Annotated in this window: 25 protein-coding genes; 17 read left to right on the top strand and 8 right to left on the bottom strand. The window is 64.4% G+C overall.

What is annotated here, in order from left to right; translation table 11 throughout:
- Positions 1-44 precede the first annotated feature (44 nt).
- From rbfA to pnp, 4 genes are all read left to right on the top strand, one after another.
- Positions 45-476 (top strand): 30S ribosome-binding factor RbfA, encoded by a 432-nt coding sequence (gene rbfA / locus YU9_RS0108250; RefSeq protein WP_027572373.1) that lies wholly within the window; start codon positions 45-47, stop codon positions 474-476.
- Positions 473-1,591 (top strand): tRNA pseudouridine(55) synthase TruB, encoded by a 1,119-nt coding sequence (truB, locus tag YU9_RS0108245; protein WP_027572372.1) that lies wholly within the window; start codon positions 473-475, stop codon positions 1,589-1,591. Before rbfA ends, truB begins: the two co-directional genes overlap by 4 nt.
- A 2-nt stretch (positions 1,592-1,593) precedes the next feature.
- Positions 1,594-1,863, top strand: a complete 270-nt coding sequence (gene rpsO, locus YU9_RS0108240) for a 30S ribosomal protein S15 (RefSeq protein ID WP_008540131.1) — start codon at positions 1,594-1,596, stop codon at positions 1,861-1,863.
- A gap of 377 nt (positions 1,864-2,240) precedes the next feature.
- Positions 2,241-4,403, top strand: coding sequence for a polyribonucleotide nucleotidyltransferase (pnp, locus tag YU9_RS0108235; protein ID WP_027572371.1), 2,163 nt, complete (start codon positions 2,241-2,243; stop codon positions 4,401-4,403).
- A gap of 195 nt (positions 4,404-4,598) precedes the next feature.
- Here pnp and katG read toward each other — a convergent pair whose 3' ends face one another.
- Complete coding sequence (gene katG / locus YU9_RS0108230) at positions 4,599-6,764, bottom strand: catalase/peroxidase HPI (protein WP_027572370.1); 2,166 nt, start codon at positions 6,762-6,764, stop codon at positions 4,599-4,601.
- Positions 6,765-6,877: 113 nt separating this feature from the next.
- Between katG and YU9_RS0108225 the strand changes: the two genes are divergently transcribed.
- The 5 genes from YU9_RS0108225 (at position 6,878) to YU9_RS0108205 (ending at position 10,736) form a co-directional block, all read left to right on the top strand.
- On the top strand, positions 6,878-7,804 hold the full coding sequence (locus YU9_RS0108225; protein WP_027572369.1) for a hydrogen peroxide-inducible genes activator: 927 nt from the start codon (positions 6,878-6,880) through the stop codon (positions 7,802-7,804).
- Between the two features lie 7 nt (positions 7,805-7,811).
- Positions 7,812-8,279, top strand: coding sequence for a GNAT family N-acetyltransferase (locus YU9_RS0108220; RefSeq protein ID WP_027572368.1), 468 nt, complete (start codon positions 7,812-7,814; stop codon positions 8,277-8,279).
- A 281-nt stretch (positions 8,280-8,560) separates the two neighbouring features.
- Entirely contained in the window at positions 8,561-9,199 is a 639-nt protein-coding gene (locus YU9_RS0108215; protein WP_245266327.1) for a hypothetical protein, read from the top strand.
- Between the two features lie 94 nt (positions 9,200-9,293).
- Entirely contained in the window at positions 9,294-10,025 is a 732-nt protein-coding gene (locus YU9_RS41145) for a hypothetical protein (RefSeq protein ID WP_156951757.1), read from the top strand.
- A gap of 114 nt (positions 10,026-10,139) precedes the next feature.
- On the top strand, positions 10,140-10,736 hold the full coding sequence (locus YU9_RS0108205; RefSeq protein WP_027572366.1) for a glutathione S-transferase family protein: 597 nt from the start codon (positions 10,140-10,142) through the stop codon (positions 10,734-10,736).
- On the opposite strand, the gene fabI is transcribed toward YU9_RS0108205, so the two are convergent.
- The 3 genes from fabI to fabA all read right to left on the bottom strand — a co-directional run bounded on the left by fabI (position 10,733) and on the right by fabA (position 13,453).
- On the bottom strand, positions 10,733-11,533 hold the full coding sequence (gene fabI, locus YU9_RS0108200) for an enoyl-ACP reductase FabI (RefSeq protein WP_027572365.1): 801 nt from the start codon (positions 11,531-11,533) through the stop codon (positions 10,733-10,735). The two genes, YU9_RS0108205 and fabI, sit on opposite strands and share 4 nt — an antisense overlap.
- A gap of 135 nt (positions 11,534-11,668) precedes the next feature.
- Entirely contained in the window at positions 11,669-12,892 is a 1,224-nt protein-coding gene (fabB, locus tag YU9_RS0108195; RefSeq protein WP_027572364.1) for a beta-ketoacyl-ACP synthase I, read from the bottom strand.
- Between the two features lie 39 nt (positions 12,893-12,931).
- On the bottom strand, positions 12,932-13,453 hold the full coding sequence (gene fabA, locus YU9_RS0108190) for a 3-hydroxyacyl-[acyl-carrier-protein] dehydratase FabA (RefSeq protein WP_027572363.1): 522 nt from the start codon (positions 13,451-13,453) through the stop codon (positions 12,932-12,934).
- Positions 13,454-13,807: 354 nt separating this feature from the next.
- Here fabA and irrA point away from each other — a divergent pair, with 354 nt between their 5' ends.
- Positions 13,808-14,299, top strand: coding sequence for an iron response transcriptional regulator IrrA (gene irrA, locus YU9_RS0108185; RefSeq protein ID WP_008131763.1), 492 nt, complete (start codon positions 13,808-13,810; stop codon positions 14,297-14,299).
- Between the two features lie 177 nt (positions 14,300-14,476).
- Here irrA and YU9_RS0108180 read toward each other — a convergent pair whose 3' ends face one another.
- Positions 14,477-15,007: an SH3 domain-containing protein gene (locus tag YU9_RS0108180; protein ID WP_027572362.1), complete on the bottom strand. Its 531-nt coding sequence runs from the start codon at positions 15,005-15,007 to the stop codon at positions 14,477-14,479.
- 326 nt (positions 15,008-15,333) lie between these two features.
- Between YU9_RS0108180 and YU9_RS0108175 the strand changes: the two genes are divergently transcribed.
- A complete protein-coding gene (locus YU9_RS0108175) occupies positions 15,334-16,335 on the top strand; it encodes a D-glycerate dehydrogenase (RefSeq protein WP_027572361.1) in 1,002 nt (333 codons plus the stop codon).
- Between the two features lie 81 nt (positions 16,336-16,416).
- On the opposite strand, the gene YU9_RS0108170 is transcribed toward YU9_RS0108175, so the two are convergent.
- Positions 16,417-16,692 carry a DUF3303 domain-containing protein gene (locus YU9_RS0108170; protein WP_027572360.1) on the bottom strand — a complete coding sequence of 92 codons (276 nt, stop codon included), beginning with the start codon at positions 16,690-16,692 and terminating at the stop codon, positions 16,417-16,419.
- 96 nt (positions 16,693-16,788) lie between these two features.
- Complete coding sequence (locus tag YU9_RS0108165) at positions 16,789-17,592, bottom strand: molybdopterin-synthase adenylyltransferase MoeB (RefSeq protein ID WP_027572359.1); 804 nt, start codon at positions 17,590-17,592, stop codon at positions 16,789-16,791.
- A 209-nt stretch (positions 17,593-17,801) separates the two neighbouring features.
- Here YU9_RS0108165 and YU9_RS0108160 point away from each other — a divergent pair, with 209 nt between their 5' ends.
- Positions 17,802-19,160, top strand: coding sequence for a serine protease (locus YU9_RS0108160; RefSeq protein ID WP_027572358.1), 1,359 nt, complete (start codon positions 17,802-17,804; stop codon positions 19,158-19,160).
- A 379-nt stretch (positions 19,161-19,539) separates the two neighbouring features.
- Positions 19,540-20,283: a ParA family protein gene (locus YU9_RS0108155; RefSeq protein ID WP_027572357.1), complete on the top strand. Its 744-nt coding sequence runs from the start codon at positions 19,540-19,542 to the stop codon at positions 20,281-20,283.
- Positions 20,284-20,550: 267 nt separating this feature from the next.
- Here the strand turns inward: YU9_RS0108155 and mutM are convergent, their stop codons facing one another.
- Positions 20,551-21,432, bottom strand: coding sequence for a bifunctional DNA-formamidopyrimidine glycosylase/DNA-(apurinic or apyrimidinic site) lyase (gene mutM, locus YU9_RS0108150; protein WP_027572356.1), 882 nt, complete (start codon positions 21,430-21,432; stop codon positions 20,551-20,553).
- An 81-nt stretch (positions 21,433-21,513) separates the two neighbouring features.
- Here mutM and ubiE point away from each other — a divergent pair, with 81 nt between their 5' ends.
- From ubiE to dut, 4 genes are read left to right on the top strand one after another with little or no spacing between them, the layout of a single operon-like run.
- The gene (gene ubiE, locus YU9_RS0108145) at positions 21,514-22,275 is read left to right on the top strand and encodes a bifunctional demethylmenaquinone methyltransferase/2-methoxy-6-polyprenyl-1,4-benzoquinol methylase UbiE (RefSeq protein WP_027572355.1); all 762 of its coding nucleotides are present in this window, start codon (positions 21,514-21,516) and stop codon (positions 22,273-22,275) included.
- On the top strand, positions 22,272-23,846 hold the full coding sequence (ubiB, locus tag YU9_RS0108140; protein WP_027572354.1) for a 2-polyprenylphenol 6-hydroxylase: 1,575 nt from the start codon (positions 22,272-22,274) through the stop codon (positions 23,844-23,846). The genes ubiE and ubiB overlap by 4 nt, the downstream gene beginning before the upstream one ends.
- A gap of 56 nt (positions 23,847-23,902) precedes the next feature.
- A complete protein-coding gene (gene coaBC / locus YU9_RS0108135; RefSeq protein ID WP_027572353.1) occupies positions 23,903-25,354 on the top strand; it encodes a bifunctional phosphopantothenoylcysteine decarboxylase/phosphopantothenate--cysteine ligase CoaBC in 1,452 nt (483 codons plus the stop codon).
- Positions 25,351-25,809, top strand: a complete 459-nt coding sequence (dut, locus tag YU9_RS0108130) for a dUTP diphosphatase (RefSeq protein WP_027572352.1) — start codon at positions 25,351-25,353, stop codon at positions 25,807-25,809. The genes coaBC and dut overlap by 4 nt, the downstream gene beginning before the upstream one ends.
- The last annotated feature ends 163 nt before the right edge of the window (positions 25,810-25,972 follow it).

Raw genomic sequence — 25,972 nt, 5'->3', positions numbered from 1 at the left:
CCCGTGTCCCCCAGGCACGGGCATGACGAGGTGATTTTTCGAGAATGCCACGGCATCATCAAAAGAAGAGTTCCGCGCCCGGCGGCTCGCAGCGTCAGTTGCGCGTCGGCGAGCAGGTTCGCCACGCGATGGCCGATATTCTGGCGCAAGGCAATGTGCATGATGCGGATCTCGAAGGTCACATCATCACCGTGCCGGAGGTGCGGATGTCGCCCGACCTGAAGCTCGCGACGGTCTACGTGATGCCGCTCGGTGGCCGCGACACCGAGATCGTGATCGCTGCGCTCGAGCGCAACAAGAAATTCCTGCGCGGCGAGGTCGCGCGGCGCGTTAACCTGAAATTTGCACCTGACATTCGCTTCCGCGTCGATGAGCGATTCGACGAAGCGGAACGGATCGAGAAGCTTTTGCGAACACCTGCGGTGCAGAAGGACCTGGAACAGAATCCGGCTTCGGATCGGGAAGAAGAGCAATGACGATGGACCCGGCTCACGGCACGATCGGCGGCGACGATGCCGATCAGCGCGACGTGCAGAAGAATAACTTTGCGGACGCAGGCAGCGATGCCCGGCCGCATCAGGAGCCGCGCCGTGTCAATAACGATCCGCGCGCCAAGCAGCAGAAGGGCAATCAGGTTCGCCGCGACCGGCGCGACGTCCATGGTTGGGTCGTGCTCGACAAGCCGATCGGCATGACCTCGACACAGGCGGTCGCCGTGCTCAAGCGCCTGTTCAACGCCAAGCGCGCCGGCCACGCCGGCACGCTCGATCCGCTCGCCTCGGGCGGGCTGCCGATCGCGCTCGGTGAGGCCACCAAGACCGTCCCCTTCGTGATGGACGGCCGCAAGCGCTACCAGTTCACGGTGTGCTGGGGCGAGGAGCGCGACACCGATGACATCGAGGGCCGGGTGACCGCGACCTCCGACCAGCGCCCGACTCGGGAAGCCATCTTGGCCCTCCTGCCCCGCTTCACCGGAGTGATCGAGCAGATCCCGCCGCGTTACTCCGCGATCAAGGTCCAGGGCGAGCGCGCCTATGACCTTGCCCGCGACGGCGAGGTCGTGGAACTGGCGCCCCGCCCGGTCGAGATTCACCATTTAACCCTTGTGGATCAACCAGATAACGACCGAGCCGTGTTCGAGGCCGAATGCGGCAAGGGCACCTATGTCCGAGCGCTGGCCCGCGATATGGGCCGGATTCTCGGCACTTATGGCCATATCTGCGCCCTGCGGCGGACCCTGGTCGGCCCATTTGGCGAAAACGACATGATTCCGCTGGATCAGTTGGAGGCTTTGTGCGATAGAGCCGCGTCCGGCGAGGGCAGCCTCGCCGACGCGCTATTGCCCGTTGAGACCGCGCTGGACGACATCCCGGCACTGGCCGTCACTCGGGCTGATGCGGCAAGGCTCCATCGGGGCCAGGCCGTTTTGTTGCGCGGACGGGATGCGCCCACTTGTAGCGGCACAGTCTATGTCACGGTGGCAGGCCGTCTTTTGGCGCTTGCCGAAGTTGGCAATGGCGAAATCATCCCCAAGCGTGTGTTCAACCTGACCGGCCTGACTGCCAGCCCCGGTCGCAACGAGAGAAATTGACGATGTCGATTGCCGCAGAACGCAAAGCGGAAGTCATCAAGACGAATGCCACCAAGGCCGGCGATACCGGCTCGCCCGAGGTTCAGGTCGCGATCCTGTCGGAACGCATCAACAACCTCACCAACCATTTCAAGACCCACGTGAAGGACAACCATTCGCGTCGGGGCCTCTTGAAGCTGGTCTCCACCCGCCGCTCGCTCCTCGACTATCTCAAGAAGAAGGACGAGGCGCGGTACAAGGCGCTGCTCGAGAAGCACAACATTCGTCGTTAAGTTCCTGCGCGCGCCACTGGCGCGCGTTTTCGCGCGTGGTTTCGAACGAAAGCGCTTCCTTAAAGGTTTTTGATCGAGGCTGCGTGCGCGTCGGATGCGAGCCGTTGACGGCTAGCATCCGGGGCATGAAGGGCGAGGACCGCGGTTCGGTGTTCGCGTTCGTGCCGACTGACAGTCCAGCAGCAATCCGGCGGCTGGGCACAACGGGCAAGGCGCCCGTATGACCCGAAAGGATGGACGCCATCCGACATCCAAAAACCATGGCAGGATCGCAGGACGCTGATCATCCGCTCCAATCAGCGCCCCGCAATCTTGCGCATGGTTTTTGTTTTTCGAGAGCCGTCCCTTCTTTCGAGAACCCATGAAAGAAGACCTCTATGTTCAATAAGCATTCAGTCGAGATCGACTGGGGCGGACGCCCACTCAAGCTCGAAACCGGCAAGATCGCCCGCCAGGCCGACGGAGCCGTCATCGCCACCTATGGCGAGACCGTGGTGCTCGCCACCGTCGTCGCGGCCAAGGCGCCGCGCGAAGGCGTCGACTTCCTGCCGCTGACGGTCGACTACCAGGAAAAGACCTACGCTGCGGGACGCATTCCCGGCGGCTATTTCAAGCGCGAGGGCCGTCCGACCGAGAAGGAGACGCTGGTCTCCCGCCTGATCGACCGTCCGATCCGCCCGCTGTTCGTCGACGGCTGGCGCAATGAGACCCAGGTGATCGTCACCGTGCTGTCGCACGATATGGAGAACGACCCCGATATCGTGGCGATGGTCGCGGCCTCCGCCGCCCTGACGCTGTCCGGCGTGCCCTTCAAGGGTCCGATCGGCGCGGCTCGTGTCGGCTTTGCCAATGACGAATTCGTCCTCAACCCGACGCTCGACGAGATGGTCGACACCCAGCTCGACCTCGTCGTCGCCGGCACCGCCGACGCCGTGCTGATGGTCGAATCGGAAGCCAAGGAGCTCAATGAAGACGTGATGCTCGGCGCCGTGATGTTCGGTCACCGCCACTTCCAGCTGGTCATCAACGCGATCATCGAGCTTGCCGAGAAGGCTGCGAAGGAGCCGCGCGAAGTCACCACGATCGACAATGCTGCGCTCGAAAAGGAAATGCTCGGCCTGATCGAGCAGGAGCTGCGCGCTGCCTATGCGATTCCGATCAAGCAGGAGCGTTATGCTGCCGTCGGCGTCGCCAAGGAAAAGGTGATGGCCCACTACTTCCCGGAAGGGCAGGAGCCGAAATACGACAAGCTCCGTGTCGCCGGCGTGTTCAAGGAGCTCGAAGCCAAGATCGTTCGCTGGAACATCCTCGACACCGGCAAGCGCATCGACGGCCGCGACGTCAAGACCGTACGCAACATCGTCGCCGAAGTCGGCGTGCTGCCCCGCGCCCACGGCTCGGCGCTGTTCACCCGCGGCGAGACCCAGGCGATGGTCGTGACCACGCTCGGCACCGGCGAGGACGAGCAGTATATCGACGCACTGTCGGGGACGTACAAGGAGACGTTCCTGCTGCACTACAACTTCCCGCCCTATTCGGTTGGCGAGACCGGCCGCCTCGGCGGCACCAAGCGCCGCGAGATCGGCCACGGCAAGCTGGCCTGGCGCGCGATCCATCCGGTGCTGCCGCCGCACCATGAATTCCCCTACACGGTGCGCGTGGTCTCGGAGATCACCGAGTCCAACGGCTCCTCCTCAATGGCCTCGGTCTGCGGCGCCTCGCTGGCGCTGATGGATGCCGGCGTGCCATTGAAGCGGCCGACCGCGGGCATTGCGATGGGCCTGATCCTCGAGGACAAGCGCTTCGCGGTTCTCTCCGACATCCTCGGTGACGAGGACCATCTCGGCGACATGGACTTCAAGGTGGCCGGCACGGAAACGGGCATCACCTCGCTCCAGATGGACATCAAGATCGAGGGCATCACCGAAGAGATCATGCGCGTCGCCCTTGGCCAGGCCAAGGAAGGCCGCATCCATATCCTCGGCGAGATGGCGAAGGCCCTCACCGCGGCCCGTGCCGAGCTCGGCGAATACGCGCCGCGCATCGAGACGTTCAAGATCCCGACCGACAAGATCCGCGAAGTGATCGGCACCGGCGGCAAGGTGATCCGCGAGATCGTCGAGAAGACCGGCGCCAAGGTCAACATCGAGGACGACGGCACCGTGAAGGTCGCCTCCAGCGACGGCGAAGCGATGAAGGCCGCGATCAAGTGGATCAAGTCGATCGCGTCCGAGCCTGAAGTCGGCCAGATCTATGACGGCACCGTCGTCAAGGTGATGGAGTTCGGCGCCTTCGTGAACTTCTTCGGCTCCAAGGACGGCCTCGTGCACATCAGCCAGCTCGCGGCCAACCGCGTGCAGAAGACCTCCGACGTCGTCAAGGAAGGCGACAAGGTCAAGGTCAAGCTGCTCGGCTTCGACGACCGCGGCAAGACCCGCCTGTCGATGAAGGTGGTCGACCAGACCACCGGCGAGGACCTCGAGGCCAAGGACAAGGCCGCGGAGGGCGAGAAGGCCCCGCGCGAAGCGGCCGGCGAGTAAGGTCTCGCGACATCGGAAACACGAAGGGCGGCCGAAAGGCCGCCCTTTTTGTTTGTGTTCGCTCCGGCGAGCGTTGCGCTCCCTCTCCCGCTTGCGGGAGAGGGTTTCTCCGCATCGGGATTGTCCCCGTGTTGAGAGAACCCTCACCCGCGCCTTCGGCGCGACCTCTCCCGCAGGCGGGAGAGGTGCAAAGCCTCACGCCGCGATGTCGTAGCGGTCGAGGTTCATCACCTTGGTCCAGGCCTTGGCGAAGTCCTTGACGAACTTCTCCTTGGAATCCGAGGTCGCATAGACCTCGGCGAAAGCACGGAGCTGCGAGTGTGCGCCGAAGATGAGATCGACGCGCGTGCCGGTCCACTTCACCGCATTGGTCTTGCGGTCGCGTGCCTCGTAGCTGCCGTCGGCCGCCGGCGTCCATTGCGTGCTCATGTCGAGCAGGTTGACGAAGAAGTCGTTGCTCAGCGTTCCCACCTTCGCGGTGAACACGCCGTGCTTCGAACCGTTCGCGTTGGCACCGAGCACACGCAGGCCGCCGACCAGCACCGTCATCTCGGGGCCGGTCAGCTTGAGCAGCTGCGCGCGATCAACCAGGGCTTCTTCCTGCTGCAGGAACTGGTGCCGCTTGCCGACATAGTTGCGGAAACCATCGGCGCGCGGCTCCAGCGGTGCGAAGGAGGCCGCATCCGTCTGCTCCTGCGAGGCGTCCATGCGGCCAGGCGTGAAGCCGACCTTGACGTCGACGCCGGCATCCTTGGCAGCCTTCTCGACCGCGGCGGTGCCGCCGAGCACGATCAGGTCCGCCAGCGAGACCTTCTTCGCGCCAGATGACGCATTGAAGTCCTTCTGGATCGCTTCGAGCTTGCCGAGCACCTTGGCGAGCTGAGCGGGCTGGTTCACTTCCCAGTCCTTCTGCGGGGCAAGGCGGATGCGCGCGCCGTTGGCGCCGCCGCGCTTGTCCGAGCCGCGGAACGTCGAGGCCGACGCCCAGGCGGTCGAGACCAGCTCGGAGACCGAGAGACCCGAAGCCAGGATCTTGCTCTTCAGCGAGGCGATATCCTGCTCGCCGACCAGCTCGTGATTCACGGCCGGAATCGGATCCTGCCAGATCAGCGTCTCCTTCGGCACCAGCGAGCCGAGATAACGCTGGATCGGACCCATGTCGCGATGGGTCAGCTTGAACCACGCGCGGGCGAAGGCGTCCGCGAACTGATCCGGGTTCTCCATGAAACGCCGCGAGATCTTCTCGTAGGCGGGATCAAAGCGCAGCGAGAGATCGGTCGTCAGCATGGTCGGCCGATGCTTCTTCGACTTGTCGAAGGGGTCGGGAATGATCGCTTCGGCGCCCTTGGCCGTCCACTGGTTCGCACCGCCCGGGCTCTTGGTCAGCTCCCATTCGTACTTGAACAGGTTCTCGAAGAAGTTGTTGCTCCACTTCGTCGGCGTCGTCGTCCAGGTCACCTCGAGACCGCTGGTGATGGAATCACCCGCGATGCCCGACGCGTGCTTGCTCTTCCAGCCGAGGCCCTGATCCTCGAGTGCGCCCGCTTCCGGCTCGGGCCCGACCAGCGACGGATCGCCGGCACCATGGGTCTTGCCGAAGGTGTGGCCGCCGGCGATCAGCGCGACGGTTTCCTCGTCGTTCATCGCCATGCGGAAGAAGGTCTCGCGGATGTCCTTGGCCGCGGCAAGCGGATCCGGCTTGCCGTTCGGGCCTTCCGGATTGACGTAGATGAGGCCCATCTGCACCGCGCCGAGCGGCTCGGCGAGCTGACGCTCTCCGCTGTAGCGCTCATCGCCGAGCCAGGTGCCTTCGGGACCCCAATAGAGCTCTTCCGGCTCCCAGACGTCGGCGCGGCCGCCGGCAAAACCGAAGGTCTTGAAGCCCATCGATTCCAGCGCGACGTTGCCGGCGAGCACCATCAGATCGGCCCAGGAAATCTTGCGGCCATATTTCTGCTTGATCGGCCAGAGCAGGCGGCGGGCCTTGTCGAGGTTGGCGTTGTCGGGCCAGCTGTTGAGCGGCGCGAAGCGCTGCTGACCGGCGCCGGCGCCACCGCGGCCGTCAGTGATGCGGTAGGTGCCCGCGCTGTGCCAGGCCATGCGGATCATCAGGCCGCCATAGTGGCCGAAGTCGGCCGGCCACCATTCCTGCGAATCCGTCATCAAAGCGGTCAGGTCCTTGATGACCGCGTTCAGGTCGAGCGTCTTGAATTCCTTGGCATAGTCGAACTCCTTGCCCATCGGGTCGGACAGGTCGGAATTCTTGTGCAGCATCTCGATGCTGAGCTGGGTTGGCCACCAGTCGCGGTTCACGCGCGTGGGTTTTCCGCCCGAAAACGGGCACTTCGAAGTGTCATCCATGATTACCTCCTCTGGTGGCGTCCGACGGCGCCATTGACCAGGTAGAACCACTCTAAGCGGCGCCTCCTATCAGGTGAAGTTGACTTTAATGATCGCTGCGATAGGATTTTCTGATGATAAATCTGACGCTGCGCCAGCTCCGGTATTTCGACGCGCTGGCGCGCCACGGCCATTTCGGCCGTGCGGCTGAATCCTGCTCGATCTCGCAACCGGCACTGTCGATGCAGATCAAGGAGCTGGAGGAGACGCTCGGCGGCCTGCTGCTGGAGCGGAGTGCGCGTCAGGTCGCGCTGACCCGGTTCGGCGAGGAGCTCGCTCAGCGGGTCCGCGACATCCTGCGCTCGGTTGATGAGCTCGGCGATTTCGCGCGGGCGTCGCAGGACCGCTTCGCCGGCCGCCTGCGCATCGGCATGATCCCGACCATCGCACCTTACCTGCTGCCCAAGATCACCAAGAATCTCACGCGTATGCATCCGGAGCTCGACATCCGCGTGCGCGAGACCATGACGCCGCGGCTGATCCAGGAACTGGTGGAAGGCCGGCTCGACACCGCCATCGTGGCGTTGCCGGTATCCGAGCCCTCGCTCACCGAGGTCGCCCTGTTCGAGGAGAAATTCTTGCTGGTGCGGCCGGGCGCGGATGAAGGCACACCGGTGCCGTCGCGCGAGATGATGCGCGAGATGCGGCTCCTGCTGCTCGAGGAGGGGCACTGCTTCCGCGACCAGGCGCTCTCCTTCTGCAACATGCAATCGGCGCCGCCGCGCGAGATGCTGGATGCCAATTCACTCTCGACACTGGTGCAGATGGTCAGCGCCGGCATAGGTGTCACCTTGATCCCGGAGATGGCGGTGCCGGTGGAGACGCGATCGGCCTCGGTCTCGCTGGCGCGCTTCCGCGACCCCGAGCCGTCGCGCACCATCGGCATGGTCTGGCGCAAGACCAGCCCGCTGGCGCGGCAGCTGCTGCAGATTTCCGAGGTGGTGTGCCTGTCGGCCGGCAAGGAGCGTGCGCAGCAATCCGTGCGCAGCCAGCGGGCTTGAGCGGCGCATGTCGCATCCGATCATCCGCCCCGCCCGCCCAGAGGAGTATGACGAGATCGGCCGTGTCTGGATGGAGAGCTGGGTCTCGACCGGGCTTGCCGAAGCAAGCGACTTCCTCCTCGCCAATTTGCGCGCGCGCATCAGGCGCGAGATCGAAGACGGCTGGAGCCTGTTCGTCGCCGACGATCGCGGCACGATCGCTGCGATGCTGGCGCTGCATCTGCCGAAGCTCTATCTCGACATGCTCTTCGTCGCGCCCGCCTATCAGGGCCAATCGCTCGGCCGGCAGCTGCTCGCCTTCACGCGCACGCAAATGCTTGACGAGATGTACCTGCGCTGTGTGCGCGAGAACGAAAAGGCCTGGCGCTGGTACGAGCGCGAAGGCTTTGTGTTCGAGAAGGAAGAGATCGAGCCGTCGAACGGGTTCATGATGAAGTATTACCGGTGGAGGCGGAGCAGCCCGGATAGACGGTGATCTTTCGGATGCAGCTTGCGGTTGTCACGAGCCCGACCTAGTGTGGCGACCGATGACCTTCTGCCTCTGACATCCAGGAATCCATGGTTCGAATTGCTGTCTTGCTGATCGCGCTCCTGTCCCTTCTGCCTCCCGCCGCCGCGCAAACTCCGCCCGCACCCACCGCGCCTCCTGCTCAGACTGCAACGCCGGCAAAGCCGGCGACCAAGAAGTCCGCAAAGCCGAAAGCACAGCCAGCCCAACCCGCGGAGCAGGCGGCCGCCAGTCCCTGCGGCATCGGCGTGATCGCTGCGACGCAGGATCCTTTCATCGTCGAAAAGATCGGCCTCACGGTGTTTGGCAACGAATATGCGGAAGTGCCGGTTTCCTGGGGCCTGGACGATCTCGTTTTCGCGCGCGTGCGTGCGGCTGCTGGCGCCACGCCGCTCCGGCGAATCACCTACGCCAAAGGCGCGTTCGACGCCTACTATCACCCGAAGCCCAGCCTGTTTCGCAACGAGCGCGAAGAGCTGACGAACCTGGTCCGTCAGATCGCGGGCAATGCTGGCTGCGAACGATATGTCGTCGTCACACGCGGCGAGGGCATGCTGCCTGGGACCAATCAGCCACTCAGGGGACTCGGCATTCTCAATCGCGGTATCGGCATCATCAGCCATTCGTTTCTTTACGTCTATCTCGGCGTTACCGTGTTCGACGGCCAGAGCTTTGAAATCAGGAAGGGGCCTGGCGTGACATTGGAAGCCGTCGTGAAGCGTATGGCCGACAGCTTTGGGCAAGACGAACATCTGCGCAAAGTGGACAACTCCCTGTTTCCAGTCGCGGCGGCCGACGCCGCCAGCAGCACGACCCTGCGCGACAACATTCGCGATTTCCTGACGGAGCGGCTGGACAAGACCTTGCCGCCGTATTTCGCGCCGTGACGGTGCGACGATGAAATTGCTTGCTGCCGCATTTGTCTCGTATGCACTGTTGTCGCCGACAGGTGGGCAAGAGCAGCCTGCGCCAAAGCCGGAGGTGACGAAGCCTGCTATCAGGAAACCTGCAACTGTCGCGCCGACCAAGCCTGTCGAAAGTGGCCCGTGCCAGATCGGTGTGATTCCGATCGCCGGCGACCTCTTCATGGTCGAGAAGTTCGGTCCCCTGAAGTTTCTCGACAAGTACACGCGCACTTCGGTCGCGGCGTGGGCGCTCGACGACCTCGTCGTCTCCCGCGTTCGTGCCGCCGCGCCCGGCACTGCCGTCCGCAGAATTCCATATACGCCGAAGGAACTCTGGTCCGGCGGCCGTCGAGAACAGGGTTCGCTCTTCGCAAGCTACCGCCAAGCCGCCGCGGTCGGGAGCTTCGTCCAATTTCTGGCACCACGGCTCCGCTGCGAACGCTACCTGGTCGTGCACCGGCACGGCGGAACTCAGCGGGAATACGGTATCGGCATCTCGCAATACCCGTATGGCGGACCCGTGCATCTCTTCGCCATGATGTTCATCCGGATCTATGACGGCCGGACCTTCGAGCTGATCAAGGAGGCGCCGGCCTTGATGACCGAGGACACCTATATCGAGCGTATGCGGCACAATTTTCTCGGCGGCCCCTCGATGCAGGTGGATACTGCCATGTTCCCCGAGAAGCCGGCGGAGGCAGTCAAGAACGCGGTGCTGCGGGACGGCGTGCGAACGATGCTGATCAAGAGCCTCGACAAGACGCTTCCAACTCTGTTGCAACGTCCGACATCGCCTTCGTCGCGTTGACCAAGATATCGCTCGCCGAACGGCTCATCCGTCTAGACGTAGTGCGTTGCGAATGGGCGGCAGACGCGCCATGAATGCGCGCTGTTTGCCTCCTGCCGATGAAAGGTCCGCGCCATGATCAAGCTCTATTGTTCGCCTCGTTCACGCTCGTTCACGACGCTCTGGCTGATGGAGGAGAGCCACCTGCCCTATGAGCGCGTGCTGACCGACATCTCGACTGGCGCGCAGAAAACGTCGGACTATCTCAAGATCAATCCGATGGGCAAGGTGCCGGCACTGACCGACGGCGATGCCGCGCTCGGCGAAGCCGCCGCGATCTGCGCTTACATTGCCGATCGCTATCCCGAGACCAAGCTCGCGCCCGCCGTGACCGACCCGCGCCGCGCGCGCTATCTGCAATGGCTGTTCTTCTCGCCGGGCTGCATCGAGCCCGCCATCATCCAGATCTTCACCAAGATCGAGATCCCGACCTCGACCGCGGCCTGGGGCAGCGCGACGCAGGTGTTCGACGTGCTGGAGGCCGCGCTCGCCAAGGGGCCGTGGATTCTCGGCGAGGAATTTTCGGCCGCCGACATCACGGTCGGCGCCGGCCTGAATTTCGCGGTGCGCCTGTTCAAGATGGTGCCGTCACGCCCGGCTTTCGATGCCTATCTCGCCCGCTGCATGGCGCGGCCAGCATTCCAGCGCGCTGAGAAGATCGCGGCCGGCTAGTCCGGCGACTTCAAGTCGTCCGGCCGCGGCATCAGGATGACGTTGTAGCCGGAATCCACATAATGGATCTCGCCGGTCACGCCGCCGGAGAGATCCGATAACAGATACAGCGCCGAGCCGCCGAGGTCGTCGAGCGTGACGCCGCGGCGGAGCGGCGCGTGCTTCTGCATGTACGCGAACATCGCCCGCGCCTCGCCGATGCCGGAGCCGGCGAGCGTGCGGATGGGGCCGGCGGAGATCGCGTTGACGCGAATGCCGCGCGGTCCGAAATCGGCGGCGAGATAGCGCACGGAGGCTTCCAGCGCGGCCTTGGCGACGCCCATCACGTTGTAATTCGGCATCGCGCGCTCCGACGCGCCGAACGTCAGCGTGATCATGCTGCCGCCTTCCGTCATCAGCTCGGCGGCGCGTTTTGCGACTTCCGTGAACGAGAAGCAGGAGATCACCATGGTCCGCGAAAAGTTCTCGCGGCTGGTGTCGGCGTAGCGGCCCTTCAGCTCGTTCTTGTCGGCGAAGCCGATCGCGTGGATCACGAAGTCGAGCCGACCCCATTTCTCGCGCAGCACCGCGAAGGTAGCATCGACACTGGCGATATCCTCGACGTCGCAAGGCAGCACCAGATCCACGCCAAGCTGCTCGGCGAGCGGCTTGACGCGCTTGCCGAGGGCCTCGCCCTGGAAGGTGAAGGCGAGCTCGGCGCCGTGGGCATGCAGCGTCCTCGCCATGCCCCAGGCGATGGAATGATCATTGGCGATGCCCATGATCAGACCGCGCTTGCCTTTCATCAAACCTTCCATCTTGCGATTACTCCGCTGCCGTCATGCCCGGGCTTGTCCCGGGCATCCACGTTCTTCCGCAACCGAGAGCAAAGACGTGGATGGCCGGGACGAGCCCGGCCATGACGAAGAAACTACCAGTGCGTACCCAAGGCCTCACGCATCCAGCCGGCTGAACACCAGCGTGGCGTTGGTGCCGCCGAAGCCGAAGGAGTTCGACAGCACGGTGCCGATCTTGGCGTTGTCGATGCGCTTGCGCACGATCGGCATGTCGGCGAAGACGGGGTCGAGCTCCTGGATGTGCGCGCTCTCGCAGATGAAGCCGTTGTTCATCATCAGCAGCGAATAGATCGCTTCTTGCACGCCGGTGGCGCCCAGCGAGTGGCCGGTCAGCGCCTTGGTCGCGGAGATCGGCGGGCACTTCTCGCCAACGCCGAACACCTTGCGGATCGCCTCGATCTCCGGCGGATCGCCGGCCGGTGTCGAGGTCGCGTGCGGATTGATGTAGTCGACCTTGGTCTTCACCGTCGACATCGCCATGCGCATGCAGCGCTCGGCGCCTTCACCTGATGGCGCGACCATGTCGTAGCCGTCGGAGGTCGCGCCGTAGCCGACGACCTCGCCATAAATGCGCGCGCCACGCGCCTTGGCATGTTCGAGCTCTTCCAGCACCAGCACGCCGGCGCCGCCGGCGATGACGAAGCCATCGCGATTGAGGTCGTAGGGACGGGAGGCCGTGGCCGGCGTATCGTTGTACTTCGAGGACATCGCGCCCATGGCGTCGAACAGCACCGACAGCGACCAGTCCAGCTCCTCGCAGCCGCCGGCGAAGATGACGTCCTGCTTGCCGATCTGGATGGTCTCATAGGCATTGCCGACGCAATGGTTCGACGTCGCGCAGGCCGAGGAGATCGAATAGTTCACGCCCTTGATCTTGAACCAGGTCGCAAGGGTCGCAGAGGCCGTGGAGGACATCGCCTTCGGCACCGCAAACGGGCCAACGCGCTTCGGTCCCTTGGAGCGGGTGATGTCGGCGGCTTCGACGATGGTGCGCGCCGAGGGACCGCCGGAGCCCATGATGATGCCGGTGCGGATGTTGGAGACTTCATCAGGCGACAGACCGGAATCCTGGATCGCCTGCTCCATCGCGATGTGATTCCACGCCGCACCCTGGCCGAGGAAACGCATCGCGCGGCGGTCGACCACCGTCGAGGGATCGAGCGTCGGCTCACCTTGCACCTGCGAACGGAAGCCGAGCTCAGCATATTTCTCAGCCCGCGAAATGCCCGATTTCGCCTCGTGAAGGCTCGCAAGCACTTCCTGGGTGTTGTTTCCGATGGACGAGACGATGCCCATTCCGGTGACCACAACCCGCCTCATGTCAGCCTCGCCTCATCGTTGTCTTCTTGGATAATGCGCTCAGCCCAGGCTCGTGCCCTGCTTGAACAGGCCGACCTTCAGATCCTTGGCGCGATAAATAATCTGGTCATCGACCGAAAGCCACCCGTCGGCAATCCCGAGCACGAGCTTTGAACGCATCACGCGTTTGATATCGACGTTGTACACAACCTTGCGGGCGTCGGTCAGCACTTGGCCGCCGAACTTCAGCTCGCTCAGGCCGAGCGCCCGGCCGCGGCCTTCGCCGCCGATCCAGCCGAGGTAAAAACCGACCATTTGCCACAACGCATCCAGGCCAAGGCACCCGGGCATCACGGGATCGTTCTTGAAGTGGCAGCCGAAGAACCAGAGGTCGGGTTTCACGTCGAGCTCGGCGCGCACGAGGCCCTTGCCGAACTCACCGCCATTGTCGTTGATGTCCGTGATGCGGTCGAACATCAGCATCGGCGGCAGCGGCAGCTGGGCATTGCCCGGGCCGAACATCTCGCCGCGGGCACAGGCCAGCAGATCTTCGTATTCGTAACCGTTGCGCCTGTTCAGCATTCACGAGCCTCTGTTCAAATCCCGGTTGAGCGGCGTTTTTTGGCGAAAATGGGCCCCGTCTCGATCGGAAAGCAACGCCAATTGCCACCGCCGGCCGCGACTCGCGCAAGCCCCGAAATGGACTGCGCCCCAAGCTTTCATGCCCGGCTGCGCCAAAATCGGCTAAGCGGAACCGCGCGCTCTCTAACACAGGCTATTTCGGGTGGCAAAGCGCATCCATGAAGGTAAAATGACGCGCTCCCCAGGCGGTTCCAAGCCTGATTAGAACCTCTCTAGTTGCGAGAAACTTGCATCTGCATCTTTCTCTTCTTATATTACAGGGAGATATTGTTCACGCGTGCCCGAAATCTGGAAATGAGCGAGAATACCGCGCCCCATCACGACGACGACGTCCATGCCGCGGCCCTCCTGTCCGGCCGCCAGCCGGCCCTGACCGGCTGCCCTTGGCACGACGTTAACGAAATGCTCCAGTCCGCGGGGCTCCGTCCGACGCGCCAGCGCATGGCGCTGGGCTGGCTCCTGTTCGGCAAGGGTGCGCGCCACCTCACGGCTGAAATGCTCTACGAGGAAGCCACGCTGGCCAAGGTTCCGGTGTCGCTGGCGACCGTCTACAACACGCTGAACCAGCTCACCGATGCCGGGCTGCTCCGCCAGGTGAGTGTCGACGGCACCAAGACCTATTTCGACACCAACGTCACCACCCACCATCACTACTACCTCGAGAACAGCCACGAGCTGGTTGACATCGAGGATCCGCATCTGGCGCTGTCGAAGATGCCGGAAGTGCCCGAGGGCTACGAGATCGCCCGCATCGACATGGTCGTGCGCCTGCGCAAGAAGCGCTGAGATCGTCTTAAACTGCTGAGATCGTCTCATGGCCGGGCTTGTCCCGGCCATTGCTATTTTCACTGTCATTCCGGGATGGTGCGCTAGCACCGAACTATGGTGCGCGCTTGCGCACCTGAGAATCTCGAGATCCCGGATTCGATGCTGCGCATCGCTCCGGGATGACACCTGTCGGCGTTAATTCACCTGCTCGTCCGCGTAGACGCCCCAGAGGCGCTCCTGCTGGATCCAGCCGTCAAAGCCGTTGCCGATGACGCGGCACCAGCTTGCGGCGCACTTCTTGACCTGCGTGACAACGCCGGCCTGGAGCTTTGCTGCGATCGCGCCCTCGGGATCGGGCCGGTCATAGATCGGGGCGAGGTCGTCCTTGTGCTTCATGGTGACGACCGCGGTGCGGCGGCCCGACAGCAGCGAGTGATAGACCCAGCCCTCGGCGCCTTCGGAATCGCGCACCCGGCGCCAGTTCTCGAATTCGGCGGTGATTTCGACCGGCAGGCCGGCGCGGGTGTAGACCCAGGCGACGTCATTGTCCTTGGTCGGGCCTGCGCGGACGTTCACGTGATCCGATTTGAGGCTGACATAGCGCGGCACCGGCAAGCCGCTGGCGGTCTGCGGGGTATTATCCTTCGCCGAATGCGAGGGTCCGACCGAGGCGCTCAACCAAGTGCAAACGAGCGCCATCACCGAACAAAAACGCCCCAACGCCATCAACCCGTCTCCTGTCGAAGACCCGGCCAGGCCGGATCCTCACCCCAAATTCCAAGAACCCTGCCGCGTCTGCCCCCGTTTCCCGCCCCACGCGGGTTCCAACTCCTCAGCCCGTGGTTCTTGTCTTGGCCCGGCCTTCTGCTAGAGAGGACGAGCACTTGAACAACCAGTTTGCCCCGATTTTCCGGCCGGAAATGTCGGGAGAGCTTGGAGGAAACGCCGGGGACGGACACGGCAAGGGCAGTGTCGAACAACCGGGTTAATGAGGCCTCAACGACCGGCCTTTGGCGACAGAGGCGGCTTGCGATGCCTCATGAGAGCAGGACATGTCGGTGAAGAAAAAGCCCCTCGTCGTGGTGACGCGCAAGCTGCCGGATTCGATCGAGACGCGAATGCGCGAGCTGTTCGATGCGCGAATCAATCTCGATGACACGCCGATGTCGGCCGACCAGATCGCGGAAGCCGCGCGCACCGCCGACGTGCTGGTTCCGACCGTGACCGATCACATCAGCGCCGATGTCATCAACCAGCCTGACTGCAAGCTCCGCCTGATCGCCAATTTCGGCAACGGCGTCGACAATATCGACGTCCCAGCCGCCCATGCCCGCGGCATCACCGTCACCAATACGCCGAAGGTTCTGACCGAAGATACCGCCGACATGACCATGGCGCTGATCCTCGCCGTGCCCAGGCGAATGATCGAAGGCGCCTCGATCCTGACCGAAGGAAAATCCTGGGCCGGCTGGTCGCCGACCTGGATGCTCGGCCACCGCATCGGGGGAAAACGTCTCGGCATCATCGGTATGGGCCGCATCGGCCAGGCGGTTGCGCGCCGCGCCCGCGCCTTCGGCCTGCAGATCCACTATCACAACCGCCGTCCCGTCGCCCCTGTGATCGCCGAAGAGCTTGGCGCGACCTATTGGGAAAGCCTCGACCAGATGCTGGCGCGGATGGATATCATCTCGGTGAACTGTCCGCACACGCCGGCGACCTATCACCTGCTCTCGGCGCGGCGGCTGAAGCTGATCCGGAAAGACGCCTATATCGTCAACACCGCGCGCGGCGAGGTCACCGACGAGGACACGCTGATCAAGCTGATCGAGGGCGGCGAGATCGGCGGCGCCGGTCTCGACGTCTACGAGCACGAGCCCGCGGTCAACCCGAAGCTGGTGCGGCTCGCCAAGGCGGGCAAGGTGACGCTGCTGCCGCATATGGGTTCGGCCACGATCGAGGGCCGTGTCGAGATGGGCGAGAAGGTGATCATCAACATCCGCACATTCCTCGACGCCCACAAGCCGCCGGATCGCGTGCTGCCGAGCATGCTCTAAGCGCTGCTCGCCAAGGCTTGCAGATTTGGCTTGCAGATTTGAGCGGAGCGGCCGCAGCGTACTACGGCCGCTCCGAGCTGGTCACTGCTTCGCCAAGGCGGCCAGGATTGGGCCGGCTTCGGCGTCTTCAACGCATGGAGTAACCGTGATCTCCATCACGTTGGCCCATTGGGCATACCACTGATACATGGCCTTCGGGTCGTTGCTCTCCGAAATTGCAAAGCCCGTCCCATTCATTCCGTGCCAGCGGCCGAGCATCTTCACGCCTTCAGGTGGCGCTCCCCCTGTCTTCAGAAATTTTTCGATTGCAGAGTCGATCAAATTCGGCGGCAATTTCCAGCTCGAGATGTACTTCATAGCAATCTCCAATCTGAAATTTCCATTTGCCTTGCGGCGAGGTGAATTCAATCACGAAGAGAGGCGCTTGCAAGTGTCTATTTTCGTGCCACGCGCCTACGCGCGATGGACGCTCAGATCCTCAAACACAGGCCCATCGCCGTTGAGCGGATTGGCGGGATCGCGCGCGTAGCGCAGCGTCTCGAAGCGCATCGCGCGCGCATCGATCATCAGGAGGCGGCCGACGAGGCCGTCGCCGAAGCCGACGATCTCCCGGATCGCCTCCAGCGCCATCATCGAGCCGAGCACGCCTGCGAGCGCGCCCATGACGCCGGCCTCGGCGCAGGCTGGAACGGTTCCGGGCGGTGGGGCTTCCGGAAACAGGCAGCGGTAGGTCGGATTGAACTCGCCCTGCTCGTTCGTCTCGTGCGCGCGGATGGTGGTGAGCGAGCCGTCGAAGGTGCCGAGCGCCGCCGTGATCAGCGGCCGCTTCGCGAAGAAACAGGCGTCGGAGACAAGGTAACGCGTCGAGAAATTGTCGGAGCCGTCGAGCACGAGGTCGTAATCGCCGATCAGGCTGAGCGCATTGTCGACGTTGAGCCAGGTGGCGTGACCGACGAAGCGGACATGCGGATTAAGCGCGGCAATCCGCTCGGCGGCGCTCTCGACCTTGTGGCGGCCGATATCGGGCGTCGTGTGGATCACCTGGCGCTGCAGGTTGGACAGCGACACCACATCGTCATCGACCACGCCGAGCGTGCCGACGCCGGCGGCGGCCAGATACATCAAAGCGGGCGCGCCGAGCCCGCCGGCACCGATCACCAGCACCGAGGCCCGCTTCAGCGCGGCCTGGCCGGGACCGCCGACATCGCGCAGCACGATATGGCGGGCATAGCGTTCGAGTTCGTCCGGGCTCAGCATTGTCGTACGTTCCTCTCAACCCTCATGGCGAACCATGAAAGGCCCTGCTGCTTCAGCTCGGCCTGCATCCTTCGAGACGCCGCTTACGCGGCTCCTCAGGATGAGGGTCACAGGCCTGAACCACCCCAACATTGTTCGCGACCAACGAGATGTGCTTCAATGGCATGCTTTTCAATGTTTTGGCGTTCAATGGGCTGGCTGGATTTGTCATGAGATCGATGCTTGCGGCAACATTGATGTTTGCGGCCGCCACGGGCGCGAACGCCCAGATGACGGCGCCACAGGTGCCGGGCGCCAAGCCGAAAACGGTCCAGACCGTACCCGTCCAGCCTCCCGCAATGCAGACGCCGTCGGCGACGGCCGATGCCATGGCAAAAGCCGAGCGGCTGGCGCTCCAGTCCGACCTCGCCTGGGTCGGCCAGTATAACGGCGCCATTACCGGCGACGTCAGCGAGCGCATGGTCAATGCCATCAAGGAATACCAAAAAGCCAAGGGCGGCAAGCCGACCGGCGTGCTCAATCCGCAGGAGCGCGCCGCGCTCGCCGAGACGGCGCGAAAGAAGCAGGAGAGCGTCGGCTGGAAGATCGTGACGGAGCCGACCAGCGGCGCCCGGCTCGGCATCCCCGGCAAGCTGGTGCCGCAGCAGGCAAGCGACGCCAACGGCTCGAAATGGACCTCGCCGACTGGCACGGTGCAGGTGGTTCTCAGCCGCCGCAAGGAGGCGAACCCGACCTCGGCAAAGCTCGCCGATCTGGAGAAGGAGCCGTCCGGGCGCAAGGTCGATTACACCGTGGTGAAGCCCGACTTCTTCGTGCTGTCGGGATTGCAGGGCCTGAAGAAATTCTACGTGCGCGGCACCTTCAAAGGCGACGAGGTCCGCACCATGACGATCCTCTACGATCAGGCGACCGAGAACACGGTCGATCCGGTCGTGATCGCGATGTCGAGCGCTTTCAATGCATTTCCGTCGGGACCGCTGGCCGGGCCGCCGCCGCGCAAGACCGTCGAATACGGCACCGGCATCGTCGTCAGCGACGACGGCGCGATCGTCACCGACCGCCTCGTCACCGATGGCTGTCTCGCGATCACGATCGCCGGCCACGGCAGCGCCGACCGTCTCGCCGAGGACAAGGAGCACGATCTCGCACTGCTGCACATCTACGGCGCGCGCGGCCTGAAGCCGCTCAGCCTCGCCGGCGGTGCAGCGAAGGCGAATGTCGATGTCGTCGGCATCGCCGATCCGCAGAGCCAGGGCGGTGCGGCCGGCGTGTCGAGCCTCAAGGCGGCGCTGGCGCCGATCACATCAAGCAATTCCGCACTGTCTCCGCCACCGGCGGTCGGATTCTCCGGCAGCCCCGCCATCGACGCCGACGGTAAGCTCGCCGGCATTGCGCTTTTAAAACCGGCAATGGTTGCAGGACCTGCGACGTCAGTGCCGGCGTCGCAGGCCGTGATGGTCTCCGCGGAGACGGTGCGCGGATTCCTGAAGACGAATGGCGTCACGGCGAATGGCACGTCGACAGACGCGAAGACCGCCGTCGTGCGCGTGATCTGCGTACGGAAGTAAGTCGGCGCCAAGCACAGCGCTCGTGTCCCGGACGCAGTGCGGCACATAGTGCCGCGCTGCTGAGCCGGGACCCATGTCTCCGACAATCGAGTGCAGCACTCTGGGCCCCGGCTCTGCAGCGCAGTGCTTCGCACTGCGCTTTGTCCGGGGCACGCGTTCAGCCCAATCATCTCACATCCCACGTACGACTACGGGTCCGGTAATGGTACGGATTCGCTGGCATTCGCTATTCCGCCATGATCGTTACCGTTGATTCGGACCTCCGCGATCCCCTTTGGATCGGGCCGGCACGTCCTGAGCGAGAAGAGCTCAGCATCGAGATCGATGCACGTTCGCGTGGCGTATTCCTGACCCAAGCACTCCAAAGGATTGATCCTCAATGCACACGATCGTACTGGCCACCCAAAAGGGTGGCAGCGGCAAGAGCACGCTCGCCATCGGCCTCGCGCTGGCGGCCAAGCAGGCCGGCTTCACCGTTCGCCTGATCGAGACCGACCCGCAGGGCACCCTGTCCAACTGGCAGCGCCGCCGCACCACCGATGATGTCGTCGTCGAACCGATCTACCACGCCGCCGACATCGCGCCGCGCCTGAAGATGCTGGCCGATAGCGGCCTGCAGTTCGCGATCGTCGACACCGCGGCCGGTCTCAGCGCCGCGACCACCGCCGCGATCCGCCATTCCGACCTCTGCCTGATCCCGGCCCGTCCGAGCGTCGCCGACATCGAGGCCACCGCCTCGACGCTCAGCGTCGCGCGCGCCTGGAAGCGTTCCTACAGCTTCGTGCTGAACCAGACCCCGATCCGCGGCCAGCGCATCGACAATGCCGCGGGCGCGCTCGCCGAGGAAGCCGCGCTCGATCTCGTCGAGGTGCTCGCGCGCCCGCTGATCGTGATGCGCAACGACCATCAGGACGCGCTCGCGAATGGTCTCGCCGTGAGCGAATTCGCGCCGAACGGCAAGTCGGCGGACGAGATCCGCGGCCTCTGGCGCTGGATCGAGACCCGGCTCGAGCTCGAAGCCCCGAGCAATGTCCTGATCGACCAAGTGACGTCGGCCTCAGACGGCACGCTGCACGCCGCCACCGAGCTTGCGGCAGACGGGACCACGACCCTGGCGTCCTGAGCGGATGATCGCTCGGATGACAGGTGGGCTCTTCGCTATCCGGTGAAAGAGCCCGAGCGACGAAGCAGTCCGGCCCACCAGCCCGGCCGGATTGCTTCGCTTCGCGGCTCTAAACACTCCATCCCCTCGTCATTGCGAGCGCAGCGAAGCAATCCAGAGTCTTTCCGCGGAGGGATTCTGGATTGCTTCGCTGCGCTCGCAATGACGGGCGTGGCGAGGTCGCCACCTTCGCCGAGACTCACGGCCTCTCGGCGGCAAGCCTGATCTTCACTTCTGACATTTCGGACACCAGAAGGTCGACCGACCATTCTGCGTGAACCGCTTGATCGTGCCGCCGCAGCGCGGGGTCGTGCATGTCTCGCCCTCGCGGTCGTAGACTCTAAACGAGTGCTGGAAATAGCCGAGCTCGCCCGTGGTCTGGCGATGATCGCGCAAGCTGGAGCCGCCGGCCTTGATCGCATCGTTCAGCACGGTGTGGATCGCGCCGACCAGTCGCTTGGCGTGATCGGTCGGCTCGCCCTTCTTGGTCGACAGCGTTGCCGCGATCCGGCGCGGCGACAGATGCGAGCGGTGCAGCGCCTCGCAGACATAGATGTTGCCGAGTCCCGCCACCACGCGCTGGTCGAGCAGTGCCGCTTTCAGGCTGGTGGTCTTACCGGCGCAGGAGCGCGCCAGCATCGCGGCGTCGAATTCGTTGCCGAGCGGCTCGGGTCCGAGCCCGCGCAGCAGCGGCTCGTCGTCAAGCGCATTGCGTGCAATCACTTTCATGTAACCGAAGCGGCGCGGATCGTTGAACACAATGTCGGCGCCTGAGGACATCCGAAACAGCACGTGATCGTGCGCGGAATCCTTGGCCTTCGGATAGTGAAACGCGCCGGGCTGCGCGTCGCTCTCCGGCTTGATGACGCGGAACGAGCCCGACATGCCGAGATGCATCAGCAGCACGTCGCCGGAGGCGAGATCGGCCATGAGATATTTTGCACGGCGGCCAAGCCCGGTGACGACCTGCCCCTTGAGCCGGGCCACGAAGTCGGGCTGGAACGGAAAGCGCAAATCCGGCCGGCGGGCCTCCGCATTGAGGATTTTCGCCCCCTCCATGACGGGCTGAAGGCCGCGGCGGACGGTCTCGACTTCGGGCAATTCGGGCATGGTCAGGCATTCACCTTATGAGGGCGGTGTGATAGCGCCATTGCGGCGGGCGGGCTATGGTCCGCCCAGTGGAGTAGAGTAATGGATCGGCCGGGCGAAACCACGCATTTTGGCTTCAGGGATGTCCCCCTGGGGGACAAGCAGACGCTGGTGAACGATGTGTTTCACAGCGTGGCGTCGCGCTATGATCTGATGAACGACCTGATGTCCGGTGGCCTGCACCGGGTCTGGAAGGACATCATGATCATCGCGCTCGACCCGCCCAAGGGCGACCGGCCGTTCGCGCTGCTCGATGTCGCCGGCGGCACCGGCGACATCTCGTTCCGCGCCGCCAAGGCGGCCGGCCCCGGCTTCCGTGCCACGGTCTGCGACATCAACACCGACATGCTGGCGGTGGGCCGCGAACGCGCCGCCAAGCGGCATCTCGAGACCCAGGTCGATTTCGTCGAAGGCAATGCCGAATCGCTAGGCTTCGCCGACCGCAGCTTCGATGCCTATACGATCGCTTTCGGCATTCGCAACGTGCCCCGGATCGACCTTGCGCTGCGCGAGGCCTATCGCGTGCTCAGGCCCGGCAGCCGCTTCCTGTGCCTGGAATTCTCCACCGTCGAGATGCCAGGTCTCGACAAGCTCTATGATTTGTTCTCGTTCAAGGTGATCCCGCCGCTCGGGCGCATGGTCACGGGCGATGCCGAATCCTACCAATATCTCGTCGAATCGATCCGCAAATTCCCGAAGCCTGCCATCTTCGCCGACATGATCCGCGAGGCCGGCTTCTCCCGCGTGAGCTGGCAGACACTCTCCGGCGGCATCGTCGCACTGCATTCGGGCTGGCGTTTGTGATCTCTGCCATCACCCACATTGTGCGCCTGATCCGCGCCGCGTTCGTGTTTGCGCGCGAGGGCGTGTTCGGCGCGGTCGATCCGAGCCTGGTGCCGCCGCCCGGACAGCTCGCGCTGAAGCTCGCGCGCGTCGTGGAGCGCCGCAGCGCCAAGCACGGCCCGCGAATCTCGCGCGCTCTGACACGGATGGGCCCGGCCTATCTCAAGCTCGGTCAATTCCTGGCGACGCGTCCCGACGTGGTCGGCGTCGTCATGGCCCGAGACCTCGAAAGCCTCCAGGACCGCCTGCCGCCGTTCTCGCAAGCCGAAGCAGAAGCGGCGATCACGACGTCACTGGAACGACCGCTGAGCGACGTGTTCGCGAGCGTCGGCCCGCCGGTCGCCGCCGCCTCGATCGCGCAGGTGCATCGCGGCGAAATCTTGCGCGACGGCGTCCGCAAGCCGGTCGCGATTAAGGTGCTCAGGCCGAATGTCGCCGCACGTTTCCGCCGCGATCTCTCCGATTTCTTCTTCGTCGCGCACAAGGCGGAAGCCTATTCGGCCGAGGCGCGGCGGCTGCGCCTCGTCGAAGTCATCAACACCATGTCGCGCTCGGTGGCGATGGAGATGGACCTGCGGCTGGAAGCAGCCGCGCTGTCCGAGATGGCGGAGAACACGCACGACGACCCTGATTTCCGCGTGCCGGCCGTCGACTGGGATCGCACCACGCACAATGTGCTGACGATGGAGTGGATCGACGGCATCGCGCTGAACGACCACAAGCGCCTCGCGGAGGCGCAGGTCGATTTGCCAGATCTCGGCCGCAAGGTGATCCAGAGTTTTCTGCGCCACGCGCTGCGCGACGGCTTCTTCCACGCCGACATGCATCCGGGCAACCTGTTCCTGGATGATACCGGCCGCCTCGTCGCGGTCGATTTCGGCATCATGGGCCGGCTCGGCATGAAGGAGCGGCGCTTCCTTGCCGAAATCCTGCTCGGCTTCATCACCCGGGATTATCGTCGCGTCGCCGAGGTGCATTTCGAGGCGGGCTATGTGCCCGCGCACCATTCGGTGGAGAATTTCGCGCAAGCCATCCGCGCCATCGGCGAGCCCATTCACAACCGCACCGCCGAGGAAATCTCGATGGCGCGGCTCTTGACGCTGCTGCTCGAGGTCACCGGCCTGTTCGATATGAGGACGCGGCCGGAGCTGATCCTGCTGCAGAAGACCATGGTGGTGGTCGAGGGCGTGGCGCGCGGCTTCGATCCCAAGCTCGACATCTGGAAGATCGCCGACCCCGTGGTGCGCGAATGGATCGAGCGCAATCTCGGACCCTTGGGCCGGGTCCAGGGCGCGCTCACCGGGACCGGCGACATCGCGCGCGTGCTGATGCGCCTGCCGGAGATCGCCGAGCGATCGATGAAGGTGCTCGAGCAGCTCGAGACCATGACGCGGGAGGGCATAGGCCTGTCGCCGGAGAGCATCGCCGCCATGGGGCGCAGCGAGGGCCGCAAGAACCGCTGGCGCACCGTGGCGCTCTGGATTATCGCCGCGACCTTCATCGGGATCCTGATCGCCGTCCGGAATTTGTGATTGCACTGCAATCACGTTGGTGATAGCATCGCTATCATTCCGTGCTGGAGGGCGTCATGGCAAGCCTGACCATCCGCAAGCTCGACGACGCCGTCAAAACCTATTTGCGGCTGCGCTCGGCCAAGAACCACAGGTCGGTCGAGGAAGAGGTCCGGGTCATCCTGCGGGAGCTGATCGAAGGCCGTGAGGAGCCGCTGACGCCGTTTTCGGCGCCGCCAGCGCCATCCATCGCCCCAACGCCCCATCGCACCGGCGCGCTTCCCGAGGCCAGCGTCACCCTGATCATCGGCGGCGGGATCGCGGCCTATAAGTCGCTCGACCTGATCCGAAGGCTGAAGGAGCGCCGCATCGAGGTCCGCTGCGTGCTGACCAAGGCGGCGCAGCAATTCGTGACGTCGCTGGCGGTGAGCGCACTCTCCCATGAGCGCGTCTATACCGACCTGTTCGACCCGCAGAGCGAGTTCGATGCCGGACACATTCGCCTGGCGCGCGACTGCGACCTGATCGTGGTGGCGCCGGCGACGGCCGACCTGTTGGCGAAAATGGCGAACGGCCACGCCGACGATCTCGCCAGCGCCATCCTGCTCGCGACCAACCGCAAGGTGTTGCTCGCCCCGGCGATGAATCCGCTGATGTGGGCCAACGCGGCGACGCGCCGCAACGTCGCGCAGCTCCAGCGCGACGGCGTGGTGCTGATCGGCCCGAACTCGGGCGAGATGGCCGAAGCGGGTGAGGCCGGTGTCGGTCGCATGTCGGAAGCCATCGAGATCGCCAACGCCGCCGAACGGCTGCTGCGACCGCCCGTGCCGAAGCCGCTCGCCGGCAAGCGAGTGCTGATCACCGCAGGCCCCACGCACGAGCCGATCGACCCGGTGCGCTACATCGCCAACCGTTCCTCCGGCAAGCAGGGCTTTGCCATCGCCGCTGCCGCGCAGGCCGCGGGCGCTGACGTGATTCTGGTGAGCGGCCCAGTTGATCTCGACGATCCCGCTGGTGTCACAGTGAAGCATGTCGAATCGGCGCGGCAGATGCTGGAGCAGGTGCAGACCGCCCTGCCCGTCGACGTCGCCATCTTCGCCGCCGCTGTCGCCGACTGGCGCGTCGCCAACGAGGGCGAGCAGAAGCTGAAGAAGACCGCGGCCGGCATGCCGACGCTTCAGCTGGTCGAGAACCCCGACATCCTCGCCACGATCTCGAAGCTGAGCGACAAGCGTCCGCCGCTGGTGATCGGTTTTGCCGCCGAGACCGAGCATCTCATCGAGAACGCCAAAACAAAATTCGCGCGCAAGGGCTGCGACTGGATCGTCGCCAACGACGTCTCGCCCGCGACCGGCGTGATGGGCGGCGACCGCAACACGGTCCACCTCCTCAGCCGCAAGAACGGTGCGAAGGACGGCGAGATTGCAGTTGATTCCTGGCCGGTGATGACCAAGGAACAGGTGGCCATCGAACTGGTCGCGCACATCGCCAGAAGCGTGACTGAGAAACCCCGGGAGCCGGCATCTTGAGCACGAAGGTCACCGTCGAACTGCAACGCCTCGCCCACGCTGAAGGCCTGCCGTTGCCGGTCTATCAGACGGCGGAGGCCGCCGGCCTCGACCTGATGGCAGCCGTTCCGGACAGCGAGCCGCTGACACTCGCGCCGGGCCAATATGCGCTGGTGCCGACCGGCCTCGCCATCGCCTTGCCGCCCGGGCACGAGGCGCAGGTGCGGCCGCGATCGGGGCTCGCCGCCAAGCACGGCGTCACCGTGCTGAACTCGCCGGGAACCATCGACGCCGACTACCGCGGCGAGATCAAGGTGATCCTGATCAATCACGGCGCGGCGCCCTTCGTGATCAAGCGCGGCGAACGCATCGCCCAGATGGTGATCGCGCCCGTGGTGCAGGCCGCGCTGGTTCCCGTGGCCATCTTGTCAGCGACCGATCGCGGCGCCGGCGGTTTTGGTTCCACCGGCCGCTAGCACGGCTGCGAGTCGTTACACCTCTCCCGCCTGCGGGAGAGGTCGGCGCGAAGCGCCGGGTGAGGGCTCTCTCCACACCGGGACTGTCCTGTTGCGGAGACACCCTCTCCCCAGCCCTCCCCCGCAAGCGGGGGAGGGAGCGCACCTGCTCCGCGGCGGCGAT

The sequence above is a fragment of the Bradyrhizobium sp. WSM1743 genome, from assembly GCF_000473065.1.
Taxonomy (GTDB): Bacteria; Pseudomonadota; Alphaproteobacteria; order Rhizobiales; family Xanthobacteraceae; genus Bradyrhizobium.
The sequence above is the reverse complement of the archived record's forward strand: the minus strand, read 5'-3'. Positions and strand labels throughout refer to the sequence as shown.

What these genes read in the sequence shown, in the direction of transcription:
- katG (WP_027572370.1), bottom strand. Translation starts at nt 6,764, where the DNA reads ATGGATGACACTTCGAAGTGCCCGTTTTCGGGCGGAAAACCCACGCGC.
- coaBC (WP_027572353.1), top strand. Translation starts at nt 23,903, where the DNA reads ATGGCAAGCCTGACCATCCGCAAGCTCGACGACGCCGTCAAAACCTAT.
- pnp (WP_027572371.1), top strand. Translation starts at nt 2,241, where the DNA reads ATGTTCAATAAGCATTCAGTCGAGATCGACTGGGGCGGACGCCCACTC.
- YU9_RS0108180 (WP_027572362.1), bottom strand. Translation starts at nt 15,007, where the DNA reads ATGGCGTTGGGGCGTTTTTGTTCGGTGATGGCGCTCGTTTGCACTTGG.
- YU9_RS0108175 (WP_027572361.1), top strand. Translation starts at nt 15,334, where the DNA reads ATGTCGGTGAAGAAAAAGCCCCTCGTCGTGGTGACGCGCAAGCTGCCG.
- YU9_RS0108160 (WP_027572358.1), top strand. Translation starts at nt 17,802, where the DNA reads ATGAGATCGATGCTTGCGGCAACATTGATGTTTGCGGCCGCCACGGGC.
- irrA (WP_008131763.1), top strand. Translation starts at nt 13,808, where the DNA reads ATGAGCGAGAATACCGCGCCCCATCACGACGACGACGTCCATGCCGCG.
- mutM (WP_027572356.1), bottom strand. Translation starts at nt 21,432, where the DNA reads ATGCCCGAATTGCCCGAAGTCGAGACCGTCCGCCGCGGCCTTCAGCCC.
- truB (WP_027572372.1), top strand. Translation starts at nt 473, where the DNA reads ATGACGATGGACCCGGCTCACGGCACGATCGGCGGCGACGATGCCGAT.
- YU9_RS0108155 (WP_027572357.1), top strand. Translation starts at nt 19,540, where the DNA reads ATGCACACGATCGTACTGGCCACCCAAAAGGGTGGCAGCGGCAAGAGC.
- fabA (WP_027572363.1), bottom strand. Translation starts at nt 13,453, where the DNA reads ATGCTGAACAGGCGCAACGGTTACGAATACGAAGATCTGCTGGCCTGT.
- rbfA (WP_027572373.1), top strand. Translation starts at nt 45, where the DNA reads ATGCCACGGCATCATCAAAAGAAGAGTTCCGCGCCCGGCGGCTCGCAG.
- YU9_RS0108165 (WP_027572359.1), bottom strand. Translation starts at nt 17,592, where the DNA reads ATGCTGAGCCCGGACGAACTCGAACGCTATGCCCGCCATATCGTGCTG.
- YU9_RS0108170 (WP_027572360.1), bottom strand. Translation starts at nt 16,692, where the DNA reads ATGAAGTACATCTCGAGCTGGAAATTGCCGCCGAATTTGATCGACTCT.
- ubiE (WP_027572355.1), top strand. Translation starts at nt 21,514, where the DNA reads ATGGATCGGCCGGGCGAAACCACGCATTTTGGCTTCAGGGATGTCCCC.
- fabI (WP_027572365.1), bottom strand. Translation starts at nt 11,533, where the DNA reads ATGGAAGGTTTGATGAAAGGCAAGCGCGGTCTGATCATGGGCATCGCC.
- YU9_RS0108225 (WP_027572369.1), top strand. Translation starts at nt 6,878, where the DNA reads ATGATAAATCTGACGCTGCGCCAGCTCCGGTATTTCGACGCGCTGGCG.
- YU9_RS0108220 (WP_027572368.1), top strand. Translation starts at nt 7,812, where the DNA reads ATGTCGCATCCGATCATCCGCCCCGCCCGCCCAGAGGAGTATGACGAG.
- fabB (WP_027572364.1), bottom strand. Translation starts at nt 12,892, where the DNA reads ATGAGGCGGGTTGTGGTCACCGGAATGGGCATCGTCTCGTCCATCGGA.
- rpsO (WP_008540131.1), top strand. Translation starts at nt 1,594, where the DNA reads ATGTCGATTGCCGCAGAACGCAAAGCGGAAGTCATCAAGACGAATGCC.
- YU9_RS0108205 (WP_027572366.1), top strand. Translation starts at nt 10,140, where the DNA reads ATGATCAAGCTCTATTGTTCGCCTCGTTCACGCTCGTTCACGACGCTC.